The 19040-nt window shown below is 60.9% G+C and carries 16 protein-coding genes and 1 tRNA gene; 12 read left to right on the top strand and 5 right to left on the bottom strand.

Going from position 1 to position 19040, the window contains the following annotated elements; all coding sequences use genetic code 11:
• Nucleotides 1-44: 44 nt before the first annotated feature.
• The 3 genes from ACQUTD_RS13100 to pepA all read right to left on the bottom strand — a co-directional run bounded on the left by ACQUTD_RS13100 (nt 45) and on the right by pepA (nt 4971).
• Nucleotides 45-2900, bottom strand: coding sequence for a valine--tRNA ligase (locus tag ACQUTD_RS13100; protein ID WP_473276493.1), 2856 nt, complete (start codon nt 2898-2900; stop codon nt 45-47).
• Nucleotides 2900-3343: a DNA polymerase III subunit chi gene (gene holC, locus ACQUTD_RS13095; RefSeq protein WP_129361681.1), complete on the bottom strand. Its 444-nt coding sequence runs from the start codon at nt 3341-3343 to the stop codon at nt 2900-2902. The genes ACQUTD_RS13100 and holC overlap by 1 nt, the downstream gene beginning before the upstream one ends.
• A 116-nt stretch (nt 3344-3459) precedes the next feature.
• Nucleotides 3460-4971 (bottom strand): leucyl aminopeptidase, encoded by a 1512-nt coding sequence (pepA, locus tag ACQUTD_RS13090; protein WP_072570373.1) that lies wholly within the window; start codon nt 4969-4971, stop codon nt 3460-3462.
• A gap of 152 nt (nt 4972-5123) precedes the next feature.
• On the opposite strand from pepA, the gene ACQUTD_RS13085 reads away from it, so the two are divergent.
• The 4 genes from ACQUTD_RS13085 to ACQUTD_RS13070 all read left to right on the top strand — a co-directional run bounded on the left by ACQUTD_RS13085 (nt 5124) and on the right by ACQUTD_RS13070 (nt 9184).
• The gene (locus ACQUTD_RS13085; protein ID WP_212817365.1) at nt 5124-5174 is read left to right on the top strand and encodes a hypothetical protein; all 51 of its coding nucleotides are present in this window, start codon (nt 5124-5126) and stop codon (nt 5172-5174) included.
• 62 nt (nt 5175-5236) lie between these two features.
• The gene (gene lptF, locus ACQUTD_RS13080) at nt 5237-6337 is read left to right on the top strand and encodes an LPS export ABC transporter permease LptF (protein ID WP_072570374.1); all 1101 of its coding nucleotides are present in this window, start codon (nt 5237-5239) and stop codon (nt 6335-6337) included.
• On the top strand, nt 6337-7419 hold the full coding sequence (gene lptG, locus ACQUTD_RS13075) for an LPS export ABC transporter permease LptG (protein ID WP_318376073.1): 1083 nt from the start codon (nt 6337-6339) through the stop codon (nt 7417-7419). Before lptF ends, lptG begins: the two co-directional genes overlap by 1 nt.
• Nucleotides 7420-7540: 121 nt before the next feature.
• Entirely contained in the window at nt 7541-9184 is a 1644-nt protein-coding gene (locus ACQUTD_RS13070) for a dihydroxyacetone kinase subunit DhaK (protein ID WP_473276490.1), read from the top strand.
• Between the two features lie 44 nt (nt 9185-9228).
• Here ACQUTD_RS13070 and ahr read toward each other — a convergent pair whose 3' ends face one another.
• Nucleotides 9229-10248 (bottom strand): NADPH-dependent aldehyde reductase Ahr, encoded by a 1020-nt coding sequence (gene ahr / locus ACQUTD_RS13065; RefSeq protein ID WP_072570377.1) that lies wholly within the window; start codon nt 10246-10248, stop codon nt 9229-9231.
• Nucleotides 10249-10378: 130 nt separating this feature from the next.
• On the opposite strand from ahr, the gene ACQUTD_RS13060 reads away from it, so the two are divergent.
• The 7 genes from ACQUTD_RS13060 to crtB all read left to right on the top strand — a co-directional run bounded on the left by ACQUTD_RS13060 (nt 10379) and on the right by crtB (nt 17991).
• The gene (locus ACQUTD_RS13060; protein WP_318376075.1) at nt 10379-10933 is read left to right on the top strand and encodes a YtfJ family protein; all 555 of its coding nucleotides are present in this window, start codon (nt 10379-10381) and stop codon (nt 10931-10933) included.
• Nucleotides 10934-11156: 223 nt separating this feature from the next.
• Nucleotides 11157-12062: a polyprenyl synthetase family protein gene (locus ACQUTD_RS13055; RefSeq protein ID WP_072570811.1), complete on the top strand. Its 906-nt coding sequence runs from the start codon at nt 11157-11159 to the stop codon at nt 12060-12062.
• A gap of 39 nt (nt 12063-12101) precedes the next feature.
• Nucleotides 12102-13145: a type 2 isopentenyl-diphosphate Delta-isomerase gene (gene fni, locus ACQUTD_RS13050; protein WP_473276486.1), complete on the top strand. Its 1044-nt coding sequence runs from the start codon at nt 12102-12104 to the stop codon at nt 13143-13145.
• Nucleotides 13142-14407, top strand: coding sequence for a glycosyltransferase (locus ACQUTD_RS13045; protein ID WP_473276484.1), 1266 nt, complete (start codon nt 13142-13144; stop codon nt 14405-14407). Before fni ends, ACQUTD_RS13045 begins: the two co-directional genes overlap by 4 nt.
• Complete coding sequence (gene crtY, locus ACQUTD_RS13040) at nt 14404-15576, top strand: lycopene beta-cyclase CrtY (protein WP_473276481.1); 1173 nt, start codon at nt 14404-14406, stop codon at nt 15574-15576. Before ACQUTD_RS13045 ends, crtY begins: the two co-directional genes overlap by 4 nt.
• Nucleotides 15569-17050, top strand: coding sequence for a phytoene desaturase family protein (locus ACQUTD_RS13035; RefSeq protein WP_473276478.1), 1482 nt, complete (start codon nt 15569-15571; stop codon nt 17048-17050). The genes crtY and ACQUTD_RS13035 overlap by 8 nt, the downstream gene beginning before the upstream one ends.
• Nucleotides 17047-17991, top strand: a complete 945-nt coding sequence (gene crtB / locus ACQUTD_RS13030) for a 15-cis-phytoene synthase CrtB (protein WP_473276476.1) — start codon at nt 17047-17049, stop codon at nt 17989-17991. Before ACQUTD_RS13035 ends, crtB begins: the two co-directional genes overlap by 4 nt.
• Here the strand turns inward: crtB and ACQUTD_RS13025 are convergent.
• Complete coding sequence (locus ACQUTD_RS13025; RefSeq protein ID WP_473276472.1) at nt 17912-18478, bottom strand: sterol desaturase family protein; 567 nt, start codon at nt 18476-18478, stop codon at nt 17912-17914. The two genes, crtB and ACQUTD_RS13025, sit on opposite strands and share 80 nt — an antisense overlap.
• Nucleotides 18479-18660: 182 nt before the next feature.
• Between ACQUTD_RS13025 and ACQUTD_RS13020 the strand changes: the two genes are divergently transcribed.
• A tRNA-Leu gene (locus tag ACQUTD_RS13020) sits at nt 18661-18745 on the top strand.
• Nucleotides 18746-19040: the final 295 nt, after the last annotated feature.

The raw sequence follows: 19040 nt of genomic DNA, 5'->3' as shown, positions 1-19040 counted from the left end.
AAAACCGGGCGCAGCGGCCCGGTTTTTTATTCACGATGAACCGCTTACAGCGCGGCGATCACGCCCTGTTGCTCAATCAGCTTCGCTTTGGCCTGGGCAAATCCGTCCAGACGTTCGCGCTCTTTGGCAACCACGGCTTCCGGCGCGCGCGCCACAAAACCTTCGTTACCCAGTTTGCTTTCGATTTTCGCGATTTCCTGCTCGATCTTCGCCACTTCTTTTGCCAGACGCTCCAGCTCTGCGGCTTTGTCCACCAGACCCGCCATCGGGATCAACAGTTCGGCACCGTCAACGATTTTGGTGACCGATACCGGCCCTTTGTCGTCAGCAGGCAGCACGGTGATGCTTTCCAGGCGCGCCAGGGTTTGCAGGAAGCTGCGGTTTTCCGTCACGCGACGGATAACCTCATCGCTGCAACCGCGCAGCAGCAGCGCCAGCGGTTTAGCAGGGGAGAGGTTCATCTCAGCGCGGATGTTACGCACCGCGACAATCGCCTGTTTCAGCCACTCGGTATCCGCCAGCGCCGCGTCGTCTGCCAGTGCCGAATCAAACTGCGGGAAGGGTTGCAGCATGATGGTGTCGGCGGTAATGCCTTTCAGCACTTTCACGCGCTGCCAGATGGTTTCGGTGATGAACGGAATAATCGGGTGCGCCAGACGCAGCAGACCTTCCAGCACCGTCACCAGCGTATTACGCGTGCCGCGCAGTTCCGCTTCGGAACCGCCGTTCATTACCGGCTTGGTCAGCTCCAGATACCAGTCGCAGAACTGGTTCCAGGTGAACTCGTACAGAATGCCCGCGGCGATATCAAAGCGGTAGCTGTCCAGCGCTTCACGGTAGGCTTTCACCGTACGGTTGAACTCGGCGAGGATCCAGCGATCCGCCAGCGACAGCGTCAGTTCGCCGCCGTTGAAGCCGCAATCCTGATCTTCGGTGTTCATCAGCACAAAGCGGCTGGCGTTCCACAGTTTGTTACAGAAGTTACGGTAACCTTCCAGGCGCTTCATGTCCCAGTTGATGTCGCGGCCGGTAGAGGCCAGCGCCGCCAGGGTAAAGCGCAGGGCGTCGGTGCCGTGCGGCTCGATGCCGTCCGGGAACTGTTTCTCGGTACGCTTAGCGATTTTTTCCGCCAGCTGCGGCTGCATCATGTTGCCGGTGCGTTTTTCCAGCAGATCCGGCAGGGAGATCCCGTCCACCATATCCAGCGGGTCAATGACGTTGCCCTTGGATTTGGACATCTTCTGGCCTTCGTCATCGCGGATAAGACCGGTCATATAGACGGTTTTAAACGGTACCTGCGGCTTGCCGTTTTCATCTTTGATGAAGTGCATGGTCATCATGATCATGCGCGCGATCCAGAAGAAGATAATGTCGAAGCCGGACACCATCACGGAGGTCGGGTGGAACTGGCGCAGCGCGTCAGTGTTTTCCGGCCAGCCGAGGGTGGAGAAGGTCCAGAGCGCGGAGGAAAACCAGGTGTCCAGCACGTCTTCGTCCTGGCGCAGGGCAACGTCCGCAGAGAGGTTGTTTTCGCTGCGCACTTCTTCTTCGCTGCGGCCAACGTAGACGTTGCCGTCGTTGTCGTACCATGCCGGAATACGGTGACCCCACCACAGCTGGCGGGAGATACACCAGTCCTGAATGTCGCGCATCCAGGAGAAGTACATGTTTTCGTACTGCTTCGGCACAAACTGGATATCGCCGTTTTCTACCGCTTCCACCGCCGGTTTCGCCAGCACGTCGGCACGGACATACCACTGGTCGGTCAGCATCGGCTCGATCACCACGCCGCCGCGGTCGCCGTAAGGCACGGTCAGATCGTGCGGTTTGATCTCTTCGAGCAGGCCGAGGGCGTCAACCGCCGCCACTACCGCTTTACGGGCAGCAAAACGTTCCAGCTTCTGGAACTGCGCCGGGATCGCGCCTGAGTAAACGTCGGATTCGTTGCCTTTGGTGTCGTACACTTCGGCTACGTCACGAATGTCGCCGTCAAAGGTCAGGATGTTGATCATCGGCAGCTGGTGACGACGACCCACTTCGTAGTCGTTAAAATCGTGCGCCGGGGTGATCTTCACACAGCCGGTGCCTTTGGTCATGTCCGCGTGCTCATCGCCGACAATCGGGATGCGACGATCCACCAGCGGCAGCATGACGAATTTGCCGATCAGATCTTTATAACGCGGATCTTCAGGGTTAACCGCCACGCCGGTATCGCCCAGCAGGGTTTCCGGACGGGTAGTGGCGACCACCAGGTAATCTTTACCGTCAGCAGTTTTCGCGCCGTCAGCCAGCGGATAGCGGATGTGCCACATGGAGCCTTTCGACTCGCGGTTTTCCACTTCCAGATCGGAAATCGCGGTGCGCAGTTTCGGATCCCAGTTTACCAGGCGTTTGCCACGGTAAATCAGATCTTCTTTATACAGGCGCACGAAGACTTCTTTTACGGCGTTGGACAGGCCTTCGTCCATGGTGAAGCGCTCGCGCTCCCAGTCCACGGAGTTACCGAGGCGACGCATCTGACGGGTAATAGTGCCGCCGGATTCCGCTTTCCACTGCCAGATTTTTTCGATAAAGGCATCGCGGCCATAATCGTGGCGGGTTTTACCTTCTTCGGCGGCAATTTTGCGCTCAACCACCATCTGCGTGGCGATACCGGCGTGGTCGGTACCCACCTGCCACAGGGTATTTTTGCCCTGCATACGCTGGTAGCGGATCAGGGTATCCATGATGGTTTGCTGGAAGGCGTGACCCATATGCAAACTGCCGGTGACGTTCGGCGGCGGGATCATGATGCAGAAGCTTTCCTGGCTTTCATCGCCATTCGGTTTGAAATAGCCCTGCTGCTCCCAGTGCTCGTAAAGCGGCTGTTCGATATCTTGTGGGTTATATGTCTTTTCCATTATTTCCAGGTTGCCGTATTCAGGTTAAAACCAGCCAGGCGATAGGCTTTATAGCGCTCGCGAGCCAGTTGTTTCAAAGTTTCTTCGTAGGGGACGAAGTCTACCACTTCTGTGAAAGCGGTGGCAAAATCTGCAAAGTTAACGCGTAAAGCGATTAACAGATCGCGCGGGCTGCTGTTGCGTTTTTGCGGCCAGGCGATCTCCACCGGCGCGCCGCCCCGTGGTCCTTCACCCGCCAGATTATGCGGCACAAAACTCTCCGCCGGACGCGCCCACAGGGCCTCGTCAAGACGGATCGCCTGTTGCTCATCCTCGCAGGCGATCAGCACGCGCTTGCCGTTGCGCCAACGTTCCGCGGCAATTTCACACACCAGTTGTTCAACGGCGCTGAGGCCATCTACGGTGTCGTCATTGTCCAGAAGGTAGAACGTCGCGTTTTTCATGATATGGGGCTTCTTTGATGGATTTAAATGTGAAGCCGGGTGGCGCACGCTTACCCGGCCTACGGTTGAGTGGCGTGTAGGCCGGGTAAGGCGAAGCCGCCACCCGGCACTTTACATCACTCGTCGCCGTTAAAACCCGCGCGATTGAGCAGGAACTGCGACAGCAGCGCCACCGGACGACCGGTCGCGCCTTTGGCTTTGCCGGAGCGCCATGCGGTGCCGGCGATGTCCAGGTGCGCCCAGTTATATTTACGGGTGAAGCGCGCCAGGAAGCAGCCCGCGGTGATCGCCCCGCCAGGACGGCCGCCAATGTTCGCCATATCGGCAAAATTAGATTCCAGCTGTTCCTGGAACTCATCGGCCATCGGCAGACGCCACGCGCGGTCGCCCGCCTGTTCGGAGGCGCTGATCAGTTCGTGCGCCAGCGGATTGTGGTTCGACAACAGACCGGTGATGTGATGGCCCAGCGCGATGACACAGGCGCCGGTGAGGGTCGCCACGTCGATCACCGCTTCCGGATCAAAACGTTCAACGTAGGTCAGCACGTCGCACAGCACCAGGCGGCCTTCGGCGTCGGTGTTCAGGACTTCCACCGTCTGACCGGACATAGTGGTCAGCACATCACCCGGACGATAAGCGCGCCCGCCAGGCATGTTTTCACAGCCCGCCAGCACGCCCACGACGTTAATCGGCAGCTGGAGTTCCGCCACCATCCGCATGACGCCGTACACCGCCGCCGCGCCGCACATGTCGTACTTCATCTCGTCCATGCCTTCGGCAGGTTTGATGGAGATACCGCCGGAGTCAAAGGTCAGGCCTTTACCCACCAGCACAATCGGACGCGCGTCTTCGTCGCTGCTGCCTTTGTATTCGATAACGGACATCAGGGATTCATTCTGGGAACCCTGACCCACCGCCAGATAAGAGTGCATACCCAGCTCGCGCATCTGCTGCTCGCCAATCACGCGGGTGACGACGTTCTGGCTGAAGGAGTCCGCCAGCTGGCGCGCCTGGGAAGCCAGATAACCGGCATTACAGATGTTTGGCGGCATATTGCCGAGATCTTTCGCCGCTTTAATACCGGCGGCAATCGCCAGTCCGTGCTGAATAGCGCGCTCGCCGCTGGTCAGTTCACGGCGGGTCGGCACGTTGAACACCATTTTACGCAGTGGACGGCGCGGCTCGCTTTTTGTGGTTTTCAGCTGATCGAAGCTGTACAGCGTCTCTTTTGCCGTCTCCACCGCCTGGCGTACTTTCCAGTACGTATTGCGGCCTTTAACGTGCAGTTCGGTCAGGAAGCAGACCGCTTCCATGGAGCCGGTATCATTCAGGGTATTTATCGTTTTCTGAATGACCTGCTTATACTGACGCTCATCCAGCTCGCGCTCTTTACCACAGCCGATCAGCAGAATACGTTCGGAAAGCACATTAGGAACATGGTGAAGCAATAACGTTTGTCCCGGTTTGCCTTCCAGTTCGCCGCGACGCAGCAGCGCGCTGATATAGCCATCGCTTATTTTATCGAGTTGTTCGGCGATGGGAGAAAGTCGGCGTGGTTCAAATACGCCAACAACGATGCAGGCACTCCGCTGTTTCTCCGGGCTACCGCTTTTTACACTGAACTCCATGCACTACGCTCCTGAATCTTAAAGACAACAGCCATGGCTACGGATAGAATTGCAAGCTTTCGTAACTCATGTCCGCTGTTGCGGTGACTTCGTGTTAATCTTAACGTTATTACGGTTCAACACGTCAGAACTTATTCTAAACCGCGAATCCGCTGAGTTTTGTTATCTTAGCGATGATTTCAACGACTCAAGAGAATAAATGACGTTTAAGCCATGAAACAAGCGATTTTCCTGCAAAAAACGGGTTTTTACGGGCGTATTTAAAGTGATAATCATAAGATATTTGGTGCGGGAGACGCTCAAAAGCCAGTTGGCGATCCTATTCATCCTGCTTCTGATTTTCTTCTGTCAGAAGCTGGTCAGGATCCTCGGCGCGGCGGTGGACGGTGAGATCCCGACAAACCTGGTGCTCTCTTTACTGGGCTTAGGCGTGCCTGAAATGGCGCAGCTGATCCTGCCGCTCAGCCTGTTCCTCGGGCTGTTAATGACGTTGGGTAAACTCTACACCGACAGCGAAATTACGGTGATGCATGCCTGCGGCCTGGGCAAGGCCGTGCTGGTGAAAGCCGCGATGATCCTCGCGCTGCTGACCGGTATCGTGGCGGCGGTTAACGTCATGTGGGCCGGGCCGTGGTCGGCGCGTCATCAGGATGAGGTGCTGGCGGAAGCCAAAGCCAACCCTGGCATGGCGGCGCTGGCGCAGGGCCAGTTCCAGCAAGCCACCGACGGCAACTCCGTACTCTTTATTGAAAGCGTGGACGGCAGCCGCTTTAACGACGTCTTCCTTGCGCAGATCCGCCCGAAAGGCAATGCCCGCCCGTCAGTGGTGGTGGCGGATTCCGGCGAGCTGTCGCAGAAAAAAGACGGCTCGCAGGTAGTGACGCTTAATAAGGGCACGCGCTTTGAAGGCACGGCGATGCTGCGCGACTTCCGTATCACCGACTTCCAGGACTATCAGGCGATTATCGGCCATCAGGCCGTGGCGCTGGATCCGGACGATACCGAGCAGATGGACATGCGTACGCTGCTCAACACCGATAACAAACGTGCCAACGCCGAGCTGCACTGGCGCTTAACGCTGATCTTCACCGTCTTTATGATGGCGCTGATGGTGGTGCCGCTGTCGGTGGTTAACCCGCGTCAGGGCCGCGTGCTGTCGATGCTGCCCGCCATGCTGCTCTATCTGGTGTTCTTCCTGCTGCAAACCTCGCTGAAGTCGAACGCGGCGAAAGGGCGAATCGATCCGCTGATCTGGATGTGGGCCGTCAACCTGCTGTATCTGGCGCTGGCGATTGGTCTGAACCTTTGGGACACGGTGCCGATGCGCCGTCTGCGCGCCCGTTTCACGCGTAAAGGAGCGGTATAATGCAGGCATTTCGCGTACTCGACCGCTATATCGGTAAAACCATTTTCACCACCATCATGATGACGCTGTTCATGCTGGTGTCGCTTTCCGCAATTATTAAATTTGTCGACCAGCTCAAGCGCGCCGGGCAGGGCAGCTACGACGCGCTGGGCGCGGGCATGTATACCGTGCTCAGTATCCCGAAAGATATTCAGATTTTCTTCCCGATGGCGGCGCTGTTAGGCGCGCTGCTGGGGCTGGGGATGCTGGCGCAGCGCAGCGAGCTGGTGGTGATGCAGGCCTCCGGCTTTACCCGTATGCAGGTGGCGCTGTCAGTGATGAAAACCGCTATCCCGCTGGTGCTGCTGACCATGGCCATCGGCGAATGGGTCGCCCCGCAGGGCGAGCAGATGGCGCGTAACTACCGCGCGCAGCAGCTGTACGGCGGCTCGCTGCTTTCCACCCAGCAGGGCTTATGGGCGAAAGACGGCAATAACTTTGTTTATATTGAGCGCGTCACCGGCGATGCCTCCCTTGGCGGCGTCAGCATCTATGGCTTTAACGATCAGCGTCGTTTGCAGTCGGTGCGTTACGCGGCTTCCGCCACTTTCGATCCCAATGCCAAAGTGTGGCGTTTATCGCAGGTGGATGAATCTAATCTGACCGATCCGAAACAGGTTACCGGCTCGCAGACGGTGAGCGGCACCTGGAAAACTAACCTGACGCCGGACAAGCTGGGCGTGGTGGCGCTGGATCCGGATGCGCTGTCGATCACCGGCCTGCGGGATTATGTGAAATACCTCAAGTCCAGCGGCCAGGATTCCGGGCGCTATGAACTGAACATGTGGAGCAAGATCTTCCAGCCGCTGTCGGTGGCGGTGATGATGCTGATGGCGCTGTCGTTTATCTTTGGCCCGCTGCGCAGCGTGCCGATGGGCGTGCGTGTGGTGACCGGTATCAGCTTCGGCTTCGTGTTCTATGTACTGGATCAGATCTTCGGCCCGCTGACCCTGGTGTACGGCATCCCGCCGATTATCGGCGCGCTGCTGCCCAGCGCCTCGTTCTTTGCCATCAGTCTGTGGCTGATGCTGCGGCGCTCCTGATAAGTCATCCCCTCTCCGCCCTGGAGAGGGGACATTTCCCCCCCGATAATTCTGTACTTTGCGACGTTCTCTGCTACGCAGACTATGCTATGCATACGGTTAACTAAATTATCAGGTAGTTATGTCCAGATTTTTCTTTAATGACCGCAAGCAGCTGGTCAACGACGCCATTGAAGGCCTTGTCATCTCCGCCCCTCACGCCAACCTTGTCCGCCTTGATATTGATCCTGCCATCCGCGTGGTCGCCCGCAGCGACTGGAGTAAAAGCCGTGTGGCGGTGATCTCCGGCGGCGGCTCCGGCCACGAACCGGCCCATGCGGGCTTTGTCGGCAAAGGGATGCTCACCGCTGCCGTTTGCGGCGATGTCTTTGCCTCGCCAAGCGTGGACGCGGTACTGAACGCCATTGTCGCAGTGACCGGCGATCGCGGCTGCCTGCTGATCGTCAAAAACTACACAGGCGACCGCCTGAACTTCGGCCTCGCAGCGGAGAAAGCCAAGCGCTACGGCCTGAAAGTGGAAATGGTGATTGTCGCCGATGACATCGCGCTGCCGGATAACAAACAGCCGCGCGGCATCGCCGGTACGGCGCTGGTGCATAAAGTGGCGGGTTTCGCCGCCGAACAGGGCAAATCCCTCAGCGAAGTGCGCGAACTCGCGCAGCAGGCCTGCGACAACGTCTGGAGCCTCGGGCTGGCGATGGAAACCTGCAACCTGCCGGGCAGCGACGGCGAAGAGGAAAACCGCATTCAGCGCGGTCAGGTGGAACTCGGCCTCGGCATTCACGGTGAACCCGGTGCCACAACGGTGGATTCGCACAACAGCAAAAAACTCATCGACACCCTGGTCGGCCCGTTAAAAGAGAAGGCGGGCAATGACCGCGTGGCGGTGCTGATCAACAACCTCGGCGGCGTCTCCGCGCTGGAGATGGCGCTGCTCACCAAAGAGCTGGCGCACTCGGCATTAAAAGATCAGATCGCCTATCTGGTCGGCCCCGCGCCGCTGGTCAGCTCGCTGGATATGAAAGGGTTTTCGCTGTCGCTGCTGCGCCTGAACGACACCTTTGAACAGGCGCTGTGCGCTGATGTCGAGACCGTCGGCTGGCAGAAACCGGTGGTCTTCGCGCCGATGCGCACCGTCAGCCACAACGCCATTCACGACAGCCTGGAAATTCAGCCGTCGGATAATCCACAGGTGAAGGCGCTGGTGAAAACCGCCACCGACACGCTGATTAACCTTGAGAACCGCCTGAACGCACTGGACGCCAAAGTAGGCGACGGCGATACCGGCTCGACCTTTGCCGAAGGGGCGCGGGACGTGGCGCAGCTGCTGGCGGACGGCAAGCTGCCGCTTAACAACACCGCGCAACTGCTGCAACTGGTGGGCGAGCGCCTTGCGACGGTGATGGGCGGCTCCAGCGGCGTGCTGATGTCGATCTTTTTCACCGCCGCCGGACAGGCGATCCACGACGGGCAGCCGCTGCCGGAAGCGCTGTTAAAAGGGCTGAAGCAGATGAAGCATTACGGCGGGGCCGATCTGGGCGATCGCACGCTGATTGACGCGCTGCAACCGGCGCTGGAAGCGCTGCGCGATCAGGATCTGACGGCGGCCATTAGTGCGGCGAAAAAGGGCGCGGAAAGTACTGCGTCGATGCAAAAAGCGGGGGCGGGACGCTCGTCTTACGTCAACCGCGAAAACCTGGAAGGGGTGACCGATCCGGGCGCGGTCGCAGTGGCTGAAGTCTTTGCTGCTCTGAAGAAGGTCTGAATACGCAGGCCCGGCAAGCTACGCGCCGCCGGGCGTTTTACCCTTTAAAAATCCGCTTTTAACACCACGCGATAACGGGCTTTGCCGTCACGCACATGTTGCAGCGCTTCATTAATTTTTGACATCGGGAACAGCTCGGTGGTCGGTGCCACCTGCGCACGACCGGCAAATTTCATCAGCTTACGCAGTTCGTACGGCGTACCTGTGGCAGAGCCGGAGATGCTGCGGTCGCCGCCAATCAGCGTAAACGCCGGCACCGGCAGCGGTTTCAGCACCGCGCCAACGGTGTGGAAGTTGCCGCCATAGGCCAGGGCTTCAAAGTACGGCTGCCATTCCAGATCGACGTTAACGGTATTGATGATCAGATCAAACTGACCGGCCAGCGCTTTCAGGGCTTCCGGATCGCGGCTGTTCACCACTTTATCTGCGCCAAAGCCGCGCACTTCTGCTTCTTTCGCCGGGTTGGAGCTGAACGCCGTCACTTCGCAGCCCATGGCGCGCAGCAGTTTAATGGCGATATGGCCCAGACCGCCGATACCGATCACGCCGACGCGGCTGGTAGCGGTGACATGGTGCATCAGCAGCGGTTTGAATACCGTGATACCGCCGCACAGCAGCGGGCCTGCGGTTTCAATATCAATGCTGTCCGGCAGCGGGATCACCCATTGCCAGTCGGCGCGAATTTTATCGGCAAAACCGCCACGGTTTAAAATGGTCGGCACCGCGCCTTCCAGACAGTTGATCTGGTTGCCGCTGATACAGGCATCGCAGTGCCCGCAGCTGCGCGCCGTCCAGCCGATACCCACGCGCTGGCCCACTTTCAGACCCTTGTCCTGCGCATCGCGGCCAAGGGCCACCACGCGGCCAATCACTTCATGACCGGCAACCAGCGGGTACTGCGACATGCCCCACTCGTTATCGATCATGGATAAATCAGAGTGGCAGATACCGCAGTAATCAACCTGAACTTCAACGTCAGCCGGCAGCAGTTCACCCGCATCAAATTCATGTAGTTCCAGATCGGCACCGGCCTCAGGCGCGGCGTAACTTTTTATGATGCTCATCACAATTTCCTTCGGTTGGCATTGATTAGAAAGAAGTGTAGAGCATTCCGTAAGGGGCGACTTAGCGGAAGAGGGCATTCCGCCATGTCGTCTTATACTTCATGCTGATGAACAGTGACCGGAGAACCCAATGACCTTACGCGCGGCGATAGTGTTGCTGACGGGCGGGCTACCTTTTTTCGCCTCAGCCCATAACTTTGTGGAAGGGGAACGCGTGCCGCCGGTGGGGGTGGCAGATCGCGGCGAGTTGCAGCTTCAGCAGGAGGCGATCCGCTATCAGGTGTGGAACAGCGCGCGCCTCGGCGGGAAAGTGGGCGTGGTGCTGCATATGGCAGGGCGACTCTCCGCCAAAGATCAGAATGCCGCGCTGATCGACGCTATCGGCAAAGCGGGGCTGCCCGCCAGCCGGTTTGCGGTCACCACCATCGTCAATACCGATGACGCCATCCCCGGCAGCGCGCTGTTCGTGCGGCGCAGTCTGGAGGAGAGCAAACGGGAAACCCCGACGGCGCAGTTTGTGGTGGACGATCGCGGTTCGGTACTGCGCGCCTGGCAACTGCAACCGGGCGGCTCCGCCGTGGTGGTGCTGGATAAGGGCGGACGGGTGCGCTTCGCCAAAGACGGCGCGCTCTCCGCTGCGGAGGTGGATCAGGTGATGGCGCTGCTGCGGGAACTGCTGGCGTAGCCGTGCATTGTTAAATCAAGGTAAATAGTTGTGATGAAGGCGTTGCGTAAAAGCAAATATCTGTAGAGTGCGCTACGCTTTTCAGACAAAGCAGGATGCAAATAAACAGGCAAGCGGCTGTTCAGGCTGCAAAAGTTCCTGGTCAGATTATGACGGCTCAATGGCAGCCGTCACATGCGCCATTCGCATCATACCGCCACGACGAGGAACCATGACCGTAACGATGAAGGTTAACGCCGATAACTGCCTGAACCATGAAGATGAGTTACAGGCGCTGCGCGAGGCGCTGCAAATCCGCCTCGATCAGCTGTTGCCTGCGGGCCAGCAGCAGGATCTGGTCTATACGGCGATGCGCGAAGGCACGCTGGTGGCGGGCAAACGGGTACGCCCGTTGCTGCTGGTGCTGGCAGCGCGCGACCTCGGCTGTCATGCCGATCAGCCAGGCCTGCTCGATCTCGCCTGCGCGGTGGAGATGGTGCACGCCGCGTCGCTGATGCTCGACGATATCCCCTGTATGGACAATGCGCTGCTGCGTCGCGGCCGCCCGACGATCCACCGCCAGTATGGCGAAAACGTCGCTATCCTCGCCGCCGTGGCGCTGCTCAGCCGCGCCTTTGGCGTGGTGGCGGAAGCCCAGTCGCTGTCGCCTGCCTGCAAAACCCTGGCGGTGGCGGAACTCTCCACCGCCGTCGGGTTACAGGGACTGGTACAGGGGCAGTATCTCGATCTGCACGAGGGTGCCGGGACGCGCAGCGCCGAAGCGATCCTGCTCGCCAATGAACTGAAAACCAGCCGTCTGTTCGACGCCACGCTGCAAATGGCGGCGATCGTCGCCGATGCCCCGCCGCAGGCGCGTCAGCGGTTGCGCTGCTTTGCGCAGGATCTGGGGCAGGCGTTCCAGTTGCTGGACGATCTGGCCGACGGCCTGAACGGCACCGGCAAAGATGTGAATAAAGATCACGGCAAATCGACGCTGGTGGCGATGCTCGGCGCGGAAGCGGTGCATCAGCGGCTGCGCGATCATCTGCGCAGCGCGGATGAACATCTCACCAGCGCCTGTCAGCGCGGTGTCTCCACGCGGCGCTTTATGCACGCCTGGTTCGACAAGCAGATGGCGCTGTTCGGCTAACACGTTTTATCTCAGGACGCCACATCGACTGGAGCGGCAATGAAGGACAGGGAACTGACTCAACGCAAAAACGATCATCTGGATATCGTGCTGGATCCGGCGCGGGCGCTGAAAAAGCGCGGCACCGGTTTTGCCGACTGGCGTTTTGAACACTGCGCGATGCCGGAGCTGGATCTGGACGCCATCGATTTAAGCACCACGCTGTTCGGCAGAACGCTGCGCGCGCCGCTGCTGATAAGCTCGATGACCGGCGGCGCCAGCCGCGCCAGGGAAATCAACCGCCATCTGGCGGAAGCGGCGCAGGCGTTAGGGCTGGCGATGGGCGTCGGCTCCCAGCGTGTGGCGCTGGAAAGCGAAGACAGCTGGGGCCTGACCCGCGAACTGCGCCAGGCCGCGCCGGATATTCCGCTGCTGGCGAACCTGGGCGCGGCGCAGATTGCCGCCCACCATGGCATCGACTACGCCCGCCGCGCGGTGGATATGATCGAGGCGGACGCGCTGATTATTCATCTCAACCCCTTACAGGAAGCCTTGCAGGGCGGCGGCGACCGCGACTGGCGCGGCGTGCTGGCGGCGATCGCCGGCACGGTGAAGGCTCTGCCGGTGCCGGTGGTGGTGAAAGAGGTCGGCGCGGGTATTTCGGTGCCGGTGGCCCGCCAGCTGGCTGATGCGGGGGTGGCGATGCTGGACGTCGCCGGTTCCGGCGGCACCAGCTGGGCAGCGGTGGAGGGCGAACGCGCCGCGACGCCGCATGACCGCGCCGTGGCGATGGCCTTTGCCGACTGGGGCATTCCCACCGCCCGCGCACTGCGCGATCTGCATCACGCGCTGCCGCAGATGCCGCTTATCGCCTCCGGCGGCGTCAGCGACGGCATTGATGTGGCGCGCGCCATCGCGCTGGGCGCGACCCTCGCAGGCCAGGCCGCAGGGGTGCTCGGCTGCGCCACTGCCTCCGGCGACGCGGTGATCGCCCATTTTCAGATCATCATCGATCAGCTGCGGGTCGCCTGTTTCTGTACCGGCAGCGCCAGCCTGAGCGCGCTGCGGCAGGCCAGACTGGTGCGCGTCGGGGATGAGGAATGAGCCATTACGCGGTTATCGCGCCACCGCTCTACAGTCACGTGCGCGCGCTGGAAGCGCTGGCGCAGGCGTTAATCGCCCGCGGCCATCGCGTCACCTTTATGCAGCAGGCGGAAGCGCGCACGCTGCTTGACGACGCGCGCATCGGTTTTTATCCCCTTGGCGAACGCAGCCATCCCCCCGGCAGCCTGGCGCGCACCCTGGCGTTAACGGCGCACCCGTCAGGACCGGGTATTTTTCGGCTGATTGAAGACATGGCGAAAACCAGCGACATGCTCTGCCGTGAGCTGCCCGCCGCGCTGCAACAGGCGGGTATCGACGGGCTGATCGTCGATCAGATGGAGGCGGCGGGCGGGCTGGTCGCCGAAGCTCTGGGCCTGCCGTTCGTCTCGGTCGCCTGCGCCTTGCCGGTAAACCGTGAGCCGCATCTGCCGCTGCCGGTGATGCCCTTTAACTACGCCACCGGTCCACGCAGCCAGAAACTTTATGCCACCAGCGAGCGCATCTATGACTGGCTGATGCGCCGCCACAGCGAGGTGATCGCACGCCATGCGCGCGCCTTTGGCCTTGGCGAGCGGCGATCGCTGCACGACTGTCTGTCGCCGCTGGCGCAGATCAGCCAGACGCTGCCTGCTTTTGATTTTCCCCGTCGCCAGCTGCCCGCGCACTTTCACGCCGTCGGGCCGCTGCGCCACAGCCACGCCGCGCCGGAGGAGGTACAGACTTCCGCGCAGCCGCTGGTATTCGCCTCGCTGGGCACCCTTCAGGGCCACCGCTACAGGCTGTTCCGCACCATCGCCCGTGCCTGCCGCCAGCTGAACGTCCGGCTGCTTATCGCCCACTGCGGCGGCCTGAACGAGGCGCAGGCGGCGAGACTGCGGCGCTATGGCGCGGAGGTGACTGATTTTGCCGACCAGCCTGCCGTACTGCGCCAGGCGCAGGCGGTGATCACCCATGGCGGACTCAATACGGTGATGGACGCCATCGAGAGCGCCACGCCGATCCTCACTATCCCGCTGGCGTTCGACCAGCCGGGCGTTGCCGCGCGCGTGGTTTACAGCGGCATTGGCCGCCGCGCTTCACGCTTCACCACCGCAGGTGCGCTGGCGAAAAACCTGAACGCGCTGCTCAGCGATGCCCGCTACCGCCAGCAGCTACGCCTGATGCAGACGCAGCTTGCCAGTGCTGGCGGCGCGACCAGCGCGGCGGAAATAGTGGAGCAGGCGCTCAACAGCCGTCACCCGATCCTGGCGGCCTGCGCATGACACAGTACGATCTGATCCTCGTCGGCGGCGGGCTGGCCAACGGGCTGATCGCCTGGCGGCTGCGCCAGCGTCAGCCGCAGCTGAAGGTGCTGCTGCTGGAGGCAGGCGCGGAGGCGGGCGGTAATCACACCTGGTCATTCCATCACGAGGATCTCACCCCGGCGCAGCACGGCTGGATAGCACCGCTGGTGGCGCACCGCTGGCCCGGCTATGACGTGCGCTTTCCGGCGCTGACCCGCCGGTTTGACGGCGGCTATCTGAGCATCACCTCTGAGCGCTTCGCACTTGAGATAGCGCAGGCGCTGGGGGATAGCCTGAGAACGCAGACACCGGTCAGCGCGCTGACGCCCCGGACGGTGACGCTGGCGGACGGCACGGTGCTGCACGCCGGTGCGGTAATCGACGGGCGTGGCTATCAGCCGGGCGAACATCTGACCATAGGCGCACAGGCGTTTCTGGGGCAGCAGTGGCGGCTCAGCCAGCCGCACGGGCTGACGCGCCCGCTGCTGATGGACGCCACCGTGGATCAGTCGGCGGGCTACCGCTTTGTCTATACGCTACCGCTCTCCGCCGACAGCCTGCTGATTGAAGATACCCATTACATCGATCGCGCCACGCTTGGCGACGATCAGGCGCGCCAGCATATCGTCGATTACGCGGCGGCGCAGGGCTGGGCGCTGGAGACGCTGGAGCGGGAAGAGCAGGGCAACCTGCCGATCACCCTGGCGGGAGACTGCCGCGCGTTCTGGCGGCAGAAGGAAGGCCAGCCCTGTAGCGGCCTGCGCGCCGGGCTGTTCCACTCCACCACCGGCTACTCCCTGCCGCAGGCGGCGGTGCTGGCGGATTTGATCGCTGACCAGCGCGACCTGTCGTCCGGCGCGCTCTTCGCCCTGACGCGGGACTACGCGCAGCAGCAGTGGCGTCGCCAGCGTTTTTTCCGCGTGCTCAACCGTATGCTGTTTCTTGCCGGACGCCCTGACAGGCGCTGGCAGGTGATGCAGCGTTTTTACCGACTTAACCCAGGGCTTATCGCCCGCTTTTACGCCGGTCAGCTTACCCTGGCCGACAAAGCGCGGATCCTGACGGGCAAACCACCGGTACCGGTGGGCGAAGCCCTGCAGGCCGTACTCAAACACACTCCCCGGCTGCGAGCGTTCAGTGATGAATAAAACAGTAGTAATAGGCGCTGGTTTCGGCGGCCTGGCCTTAGCGATCCGCCTGCAGGCGGCAGGCATTCCCACGCTGCTGCTGGAGCAGCGCGACAAGCCCGGCGGCCGCGCCTATGTTTATCAGGATCAGGGTTTTACTTTTGACGCAGGCCCCACGGTGATCACCGATCCCACCGCCATCGAAGAGCTTTTTACGCTGGCGGGCAAGCGCATGGCCGACTATGTCGATCTGCTGCCGGTGACGCCCTTTTACCGCCTCTGCTGGGAGTCGGGCCAGGTCTTTGACTATGACAACGATCAGGCGCGGCTGGAAGAGCAGATCCGCCGCTTCAACCCCCGCGACGTTGAAGGCTATCGCCGCTTTCTGGCGTACTCGCAGGCGGTGTTTAAAGAGGGCTACCTGAAGCTTGGCACGGTGCCTTTTCTGTCGTTTCGCGATATGGTGCGCGCCGGTCCGCAGCTGGCGCGTTTGCAGGCGTGGCGCAGCGTTTACGGCATGGTGTCGTCGTTTATCGAAGATGAGCGCCTGCGCGAGGCGTTCTCCTTCCACTCCCTGCTGGTGGGCGGCAACCCGTTCGCCACCTCGTCCATCTACACGCTGATCCATGCGCTGGAGCGCGAGTGGGGCGTGTGGTTCGCCCGCGGCGGCACCGGCGCGCTGGTGCAGGGGCTGGTGCGGCTGTTTGAAGATCTCGGCGGCACGCTGGAGCTGAACGCCGGAGTCACCCGGCTGGAAGCCCGCGGCAACGAGATCGGCGCGGTGCAGCTGGCAGACGGGCGGCGCATTGAGGTGGCGGCGGTCGCCTCTAACGCCGACGTGGTGCACACCTATGAAAAACTGCTCGGCCATCATCCGGTGGGCGCATCCCGCGCCGCGTCGCTGAAGCGCAAGCGCATGAGCAACTCGCTGTTCGTGCTCTATTTCGGGCTTAACCATCATCACAGCCAGCTGGCGCACCATACCGTCTGCTTCGGGCCGCGCTATAAGGCGCTGATTGACGATATTTTTAACCGCGACGCCCTGTCGGACGATTTCTCGCTCTACCTGCATGCCCCCTGCGTCACCGATCCTTCTCTGGCGCCGCCCGGCTGCGGCAGCTATTACGTGCTGGCGCCGGTGCCGCATCTCGGTACCGCCGATCTCGACTGGAATGTCGAAGGGCCGCGCCTGCGCGACCGCATCTTCGCCTACCTGGAGCAGCACTATATGCCCGGCCTGCGCGACCAGCTGGTGACGCAGCGTATGTTCACGCCCTTTGATTTCCGCGACAAGCTCGGCGCACATCATGGCTCGGCTTTCTCCGTCGAACCGATCCTGCGCCAGAGCGCCTGGTTCCGCCCGCACAACCGCGATAGCCGTATTCCCAATCTCTACCTGGTGGGCGCGGGCACCCATCCGGGCGCGGGTATTCCCGGCGTGATCGGCTCGGCAAAAGCCACCGCAGGCCTGATGCTGGAGGCGCTGGCGCCATGAACAGCACGCTGATGGAACACGCCACCGATACCATGGCGGCCGGCTCGAAAAGCTTCAATACCGCCGCAAAACTGTTTGACGCGCCGACCCGCCGCAGCGCCCTGATGCTCTACGCCTGGTGCCGCTACTGCGACGATGTGATCGACGGCCAGGTACTGGGCTTTCGGGATGCCTCTGCCGTTACCGGCAGCGCCACGCAGCGGCTGGCGATGCTGAGAACCGAGACGGAGCGGGCGTACGCGGGCGCACCGATGCAGGAGCCTGCTTTCGCCGCCTTTCAGGAAGTGGCGACACGCCACGCTATTCCGCCACAGCTGGCGTTCGATCATCTGGAAGGCTTCGCCATGGACGTGCGCGACACCCACTATGAGACGTTCGGGGATACGCTACGCTACTGCTATCACGTGGCGGGCGTGGTGGGGCTGATGATGGCGCGGGTGATGGGCGTGCGCAACGAGGCGGTGCTGGATCGCGCCTGCGATCTGGGGCTGGCCTTTCAGCTGACCAACATCGCGCGGGATATTGTGGAGGATGCTGAAGCCGGGCGCTGTTACTTACCGGGGCAGTGGCTGGCGGAGGAGGGTATCGAACGCGAACAGCTCGCCGATCCCGCGAACCGTGAGAAGCTGGCGCGACTGGCGGCGCGACTGGTGGACGCCGCCGAACCCTATTACGCTTCGGCGCGCGCGGGACTCGCCGGTTTGCCGCTGCGTTCCGCCTGGGCGATCGCCACGGCGCACGGGGTGTACCGGGAGATTGGCGTGAAGGTGAAAGCCGCCGGCCCCCATGCCTGGGATCGGCGGCAGGGCACCAGCAAGGGTGAGAAAATCGCGCTGCTGCTCAAGGGCGCAGCGCAGGCGGTCAGCTCTCGCGCCGCGTCGACGTCGCCGCGTTCTTCTGCGCTGTGGCAGCGTCCGCGGCATGACGATCGCGCGGTATAGCCTTCTCGCCCTGCGGCGGTCTGCCGTTACGGCTGCGCAGGATCGCCTGGAGCTTTGAGACCGGCGGCGCATAGAGAAAGCCGAAGGAGACGCAGTCCTCTTTGCCACGCACCGCATGATGCAGGCGATGCGCCATATAGAGACGTTTCAGGTAGCCGCGGCGAGGAATATAGCGAAACGGCCAGCGCTGATGCACCAGCCCGTCATGCACCATAAAATAAATGGCGCCGTAGAGCGTCATGCCTGCGCCGATCCACTGGAGCGGCCAGACGCCGGACGTGCCGACAGCGATCAGCGCTATCGCCAGCACGGCGAACACCACGGCATAGAGATCGTTGACTTCAAACCAGCCGGTGCGCGGTTCATGGTGTGAAAGATGCCAGCCCCATCCCCATCCATGCATGATGTATTTATGCGCCAGCGTCGCCACGATCTCCATTGCGGCGACGGTCGCCAGCACAATCAGGGTGTTCCACAGCACGAGCATCGTGACTCCTTGTTTTGAGATGATGCAGAGTATAGCAAGGGAGTCACCATGCTGCCGGGCGGATGGGAGACGGGCAGGGCTAAGGCGAAATTTTCGGCACTTAGCGCACGCTACGGACAATTGAGGTTGCGAAGGTGGCCGGTAAGGGTATAATCCTCAACGTTTTCCGCATACCTTTCCGTGCCGGAGTGGCGAAATCGGTAGACGCAGTTGATTCAAAATCAACCGTAGAAATACGTGCCGGTTCGAGTCCGGCCTTCGGCACCATCGGAATGCTAATTAAGTCGCCTGAGGGCGGCTTTTTTTGTGCCTGCAATGAAGTAATGGTAAGACTTTTCTGGCGATTCATCCCACCTAAAGCATGGTCTAATTACTTAACATAATGTAGCCCTCGAATGTGATTATCTGGCGATAACACATTTTGCTGGAATATGCTTAAAACCTTATATTTTCAGTAAGATAAATCACTTTTTTTTCACATTGCTATAACTAAAACCTCTGAAAAAATCTTTGCTATGAAAATCCAGTATCTACAGTTACATTTATGTGTGATACTGTTCAT

Source organism: Enterobacter sp. K510 (genome assembly GCF_055804875.1).
The sequence above is the reverse complement of the archived record's forward strand: the minus strand, read 5'-3'. Positions and strand labels throughout refer to the sequence as shown.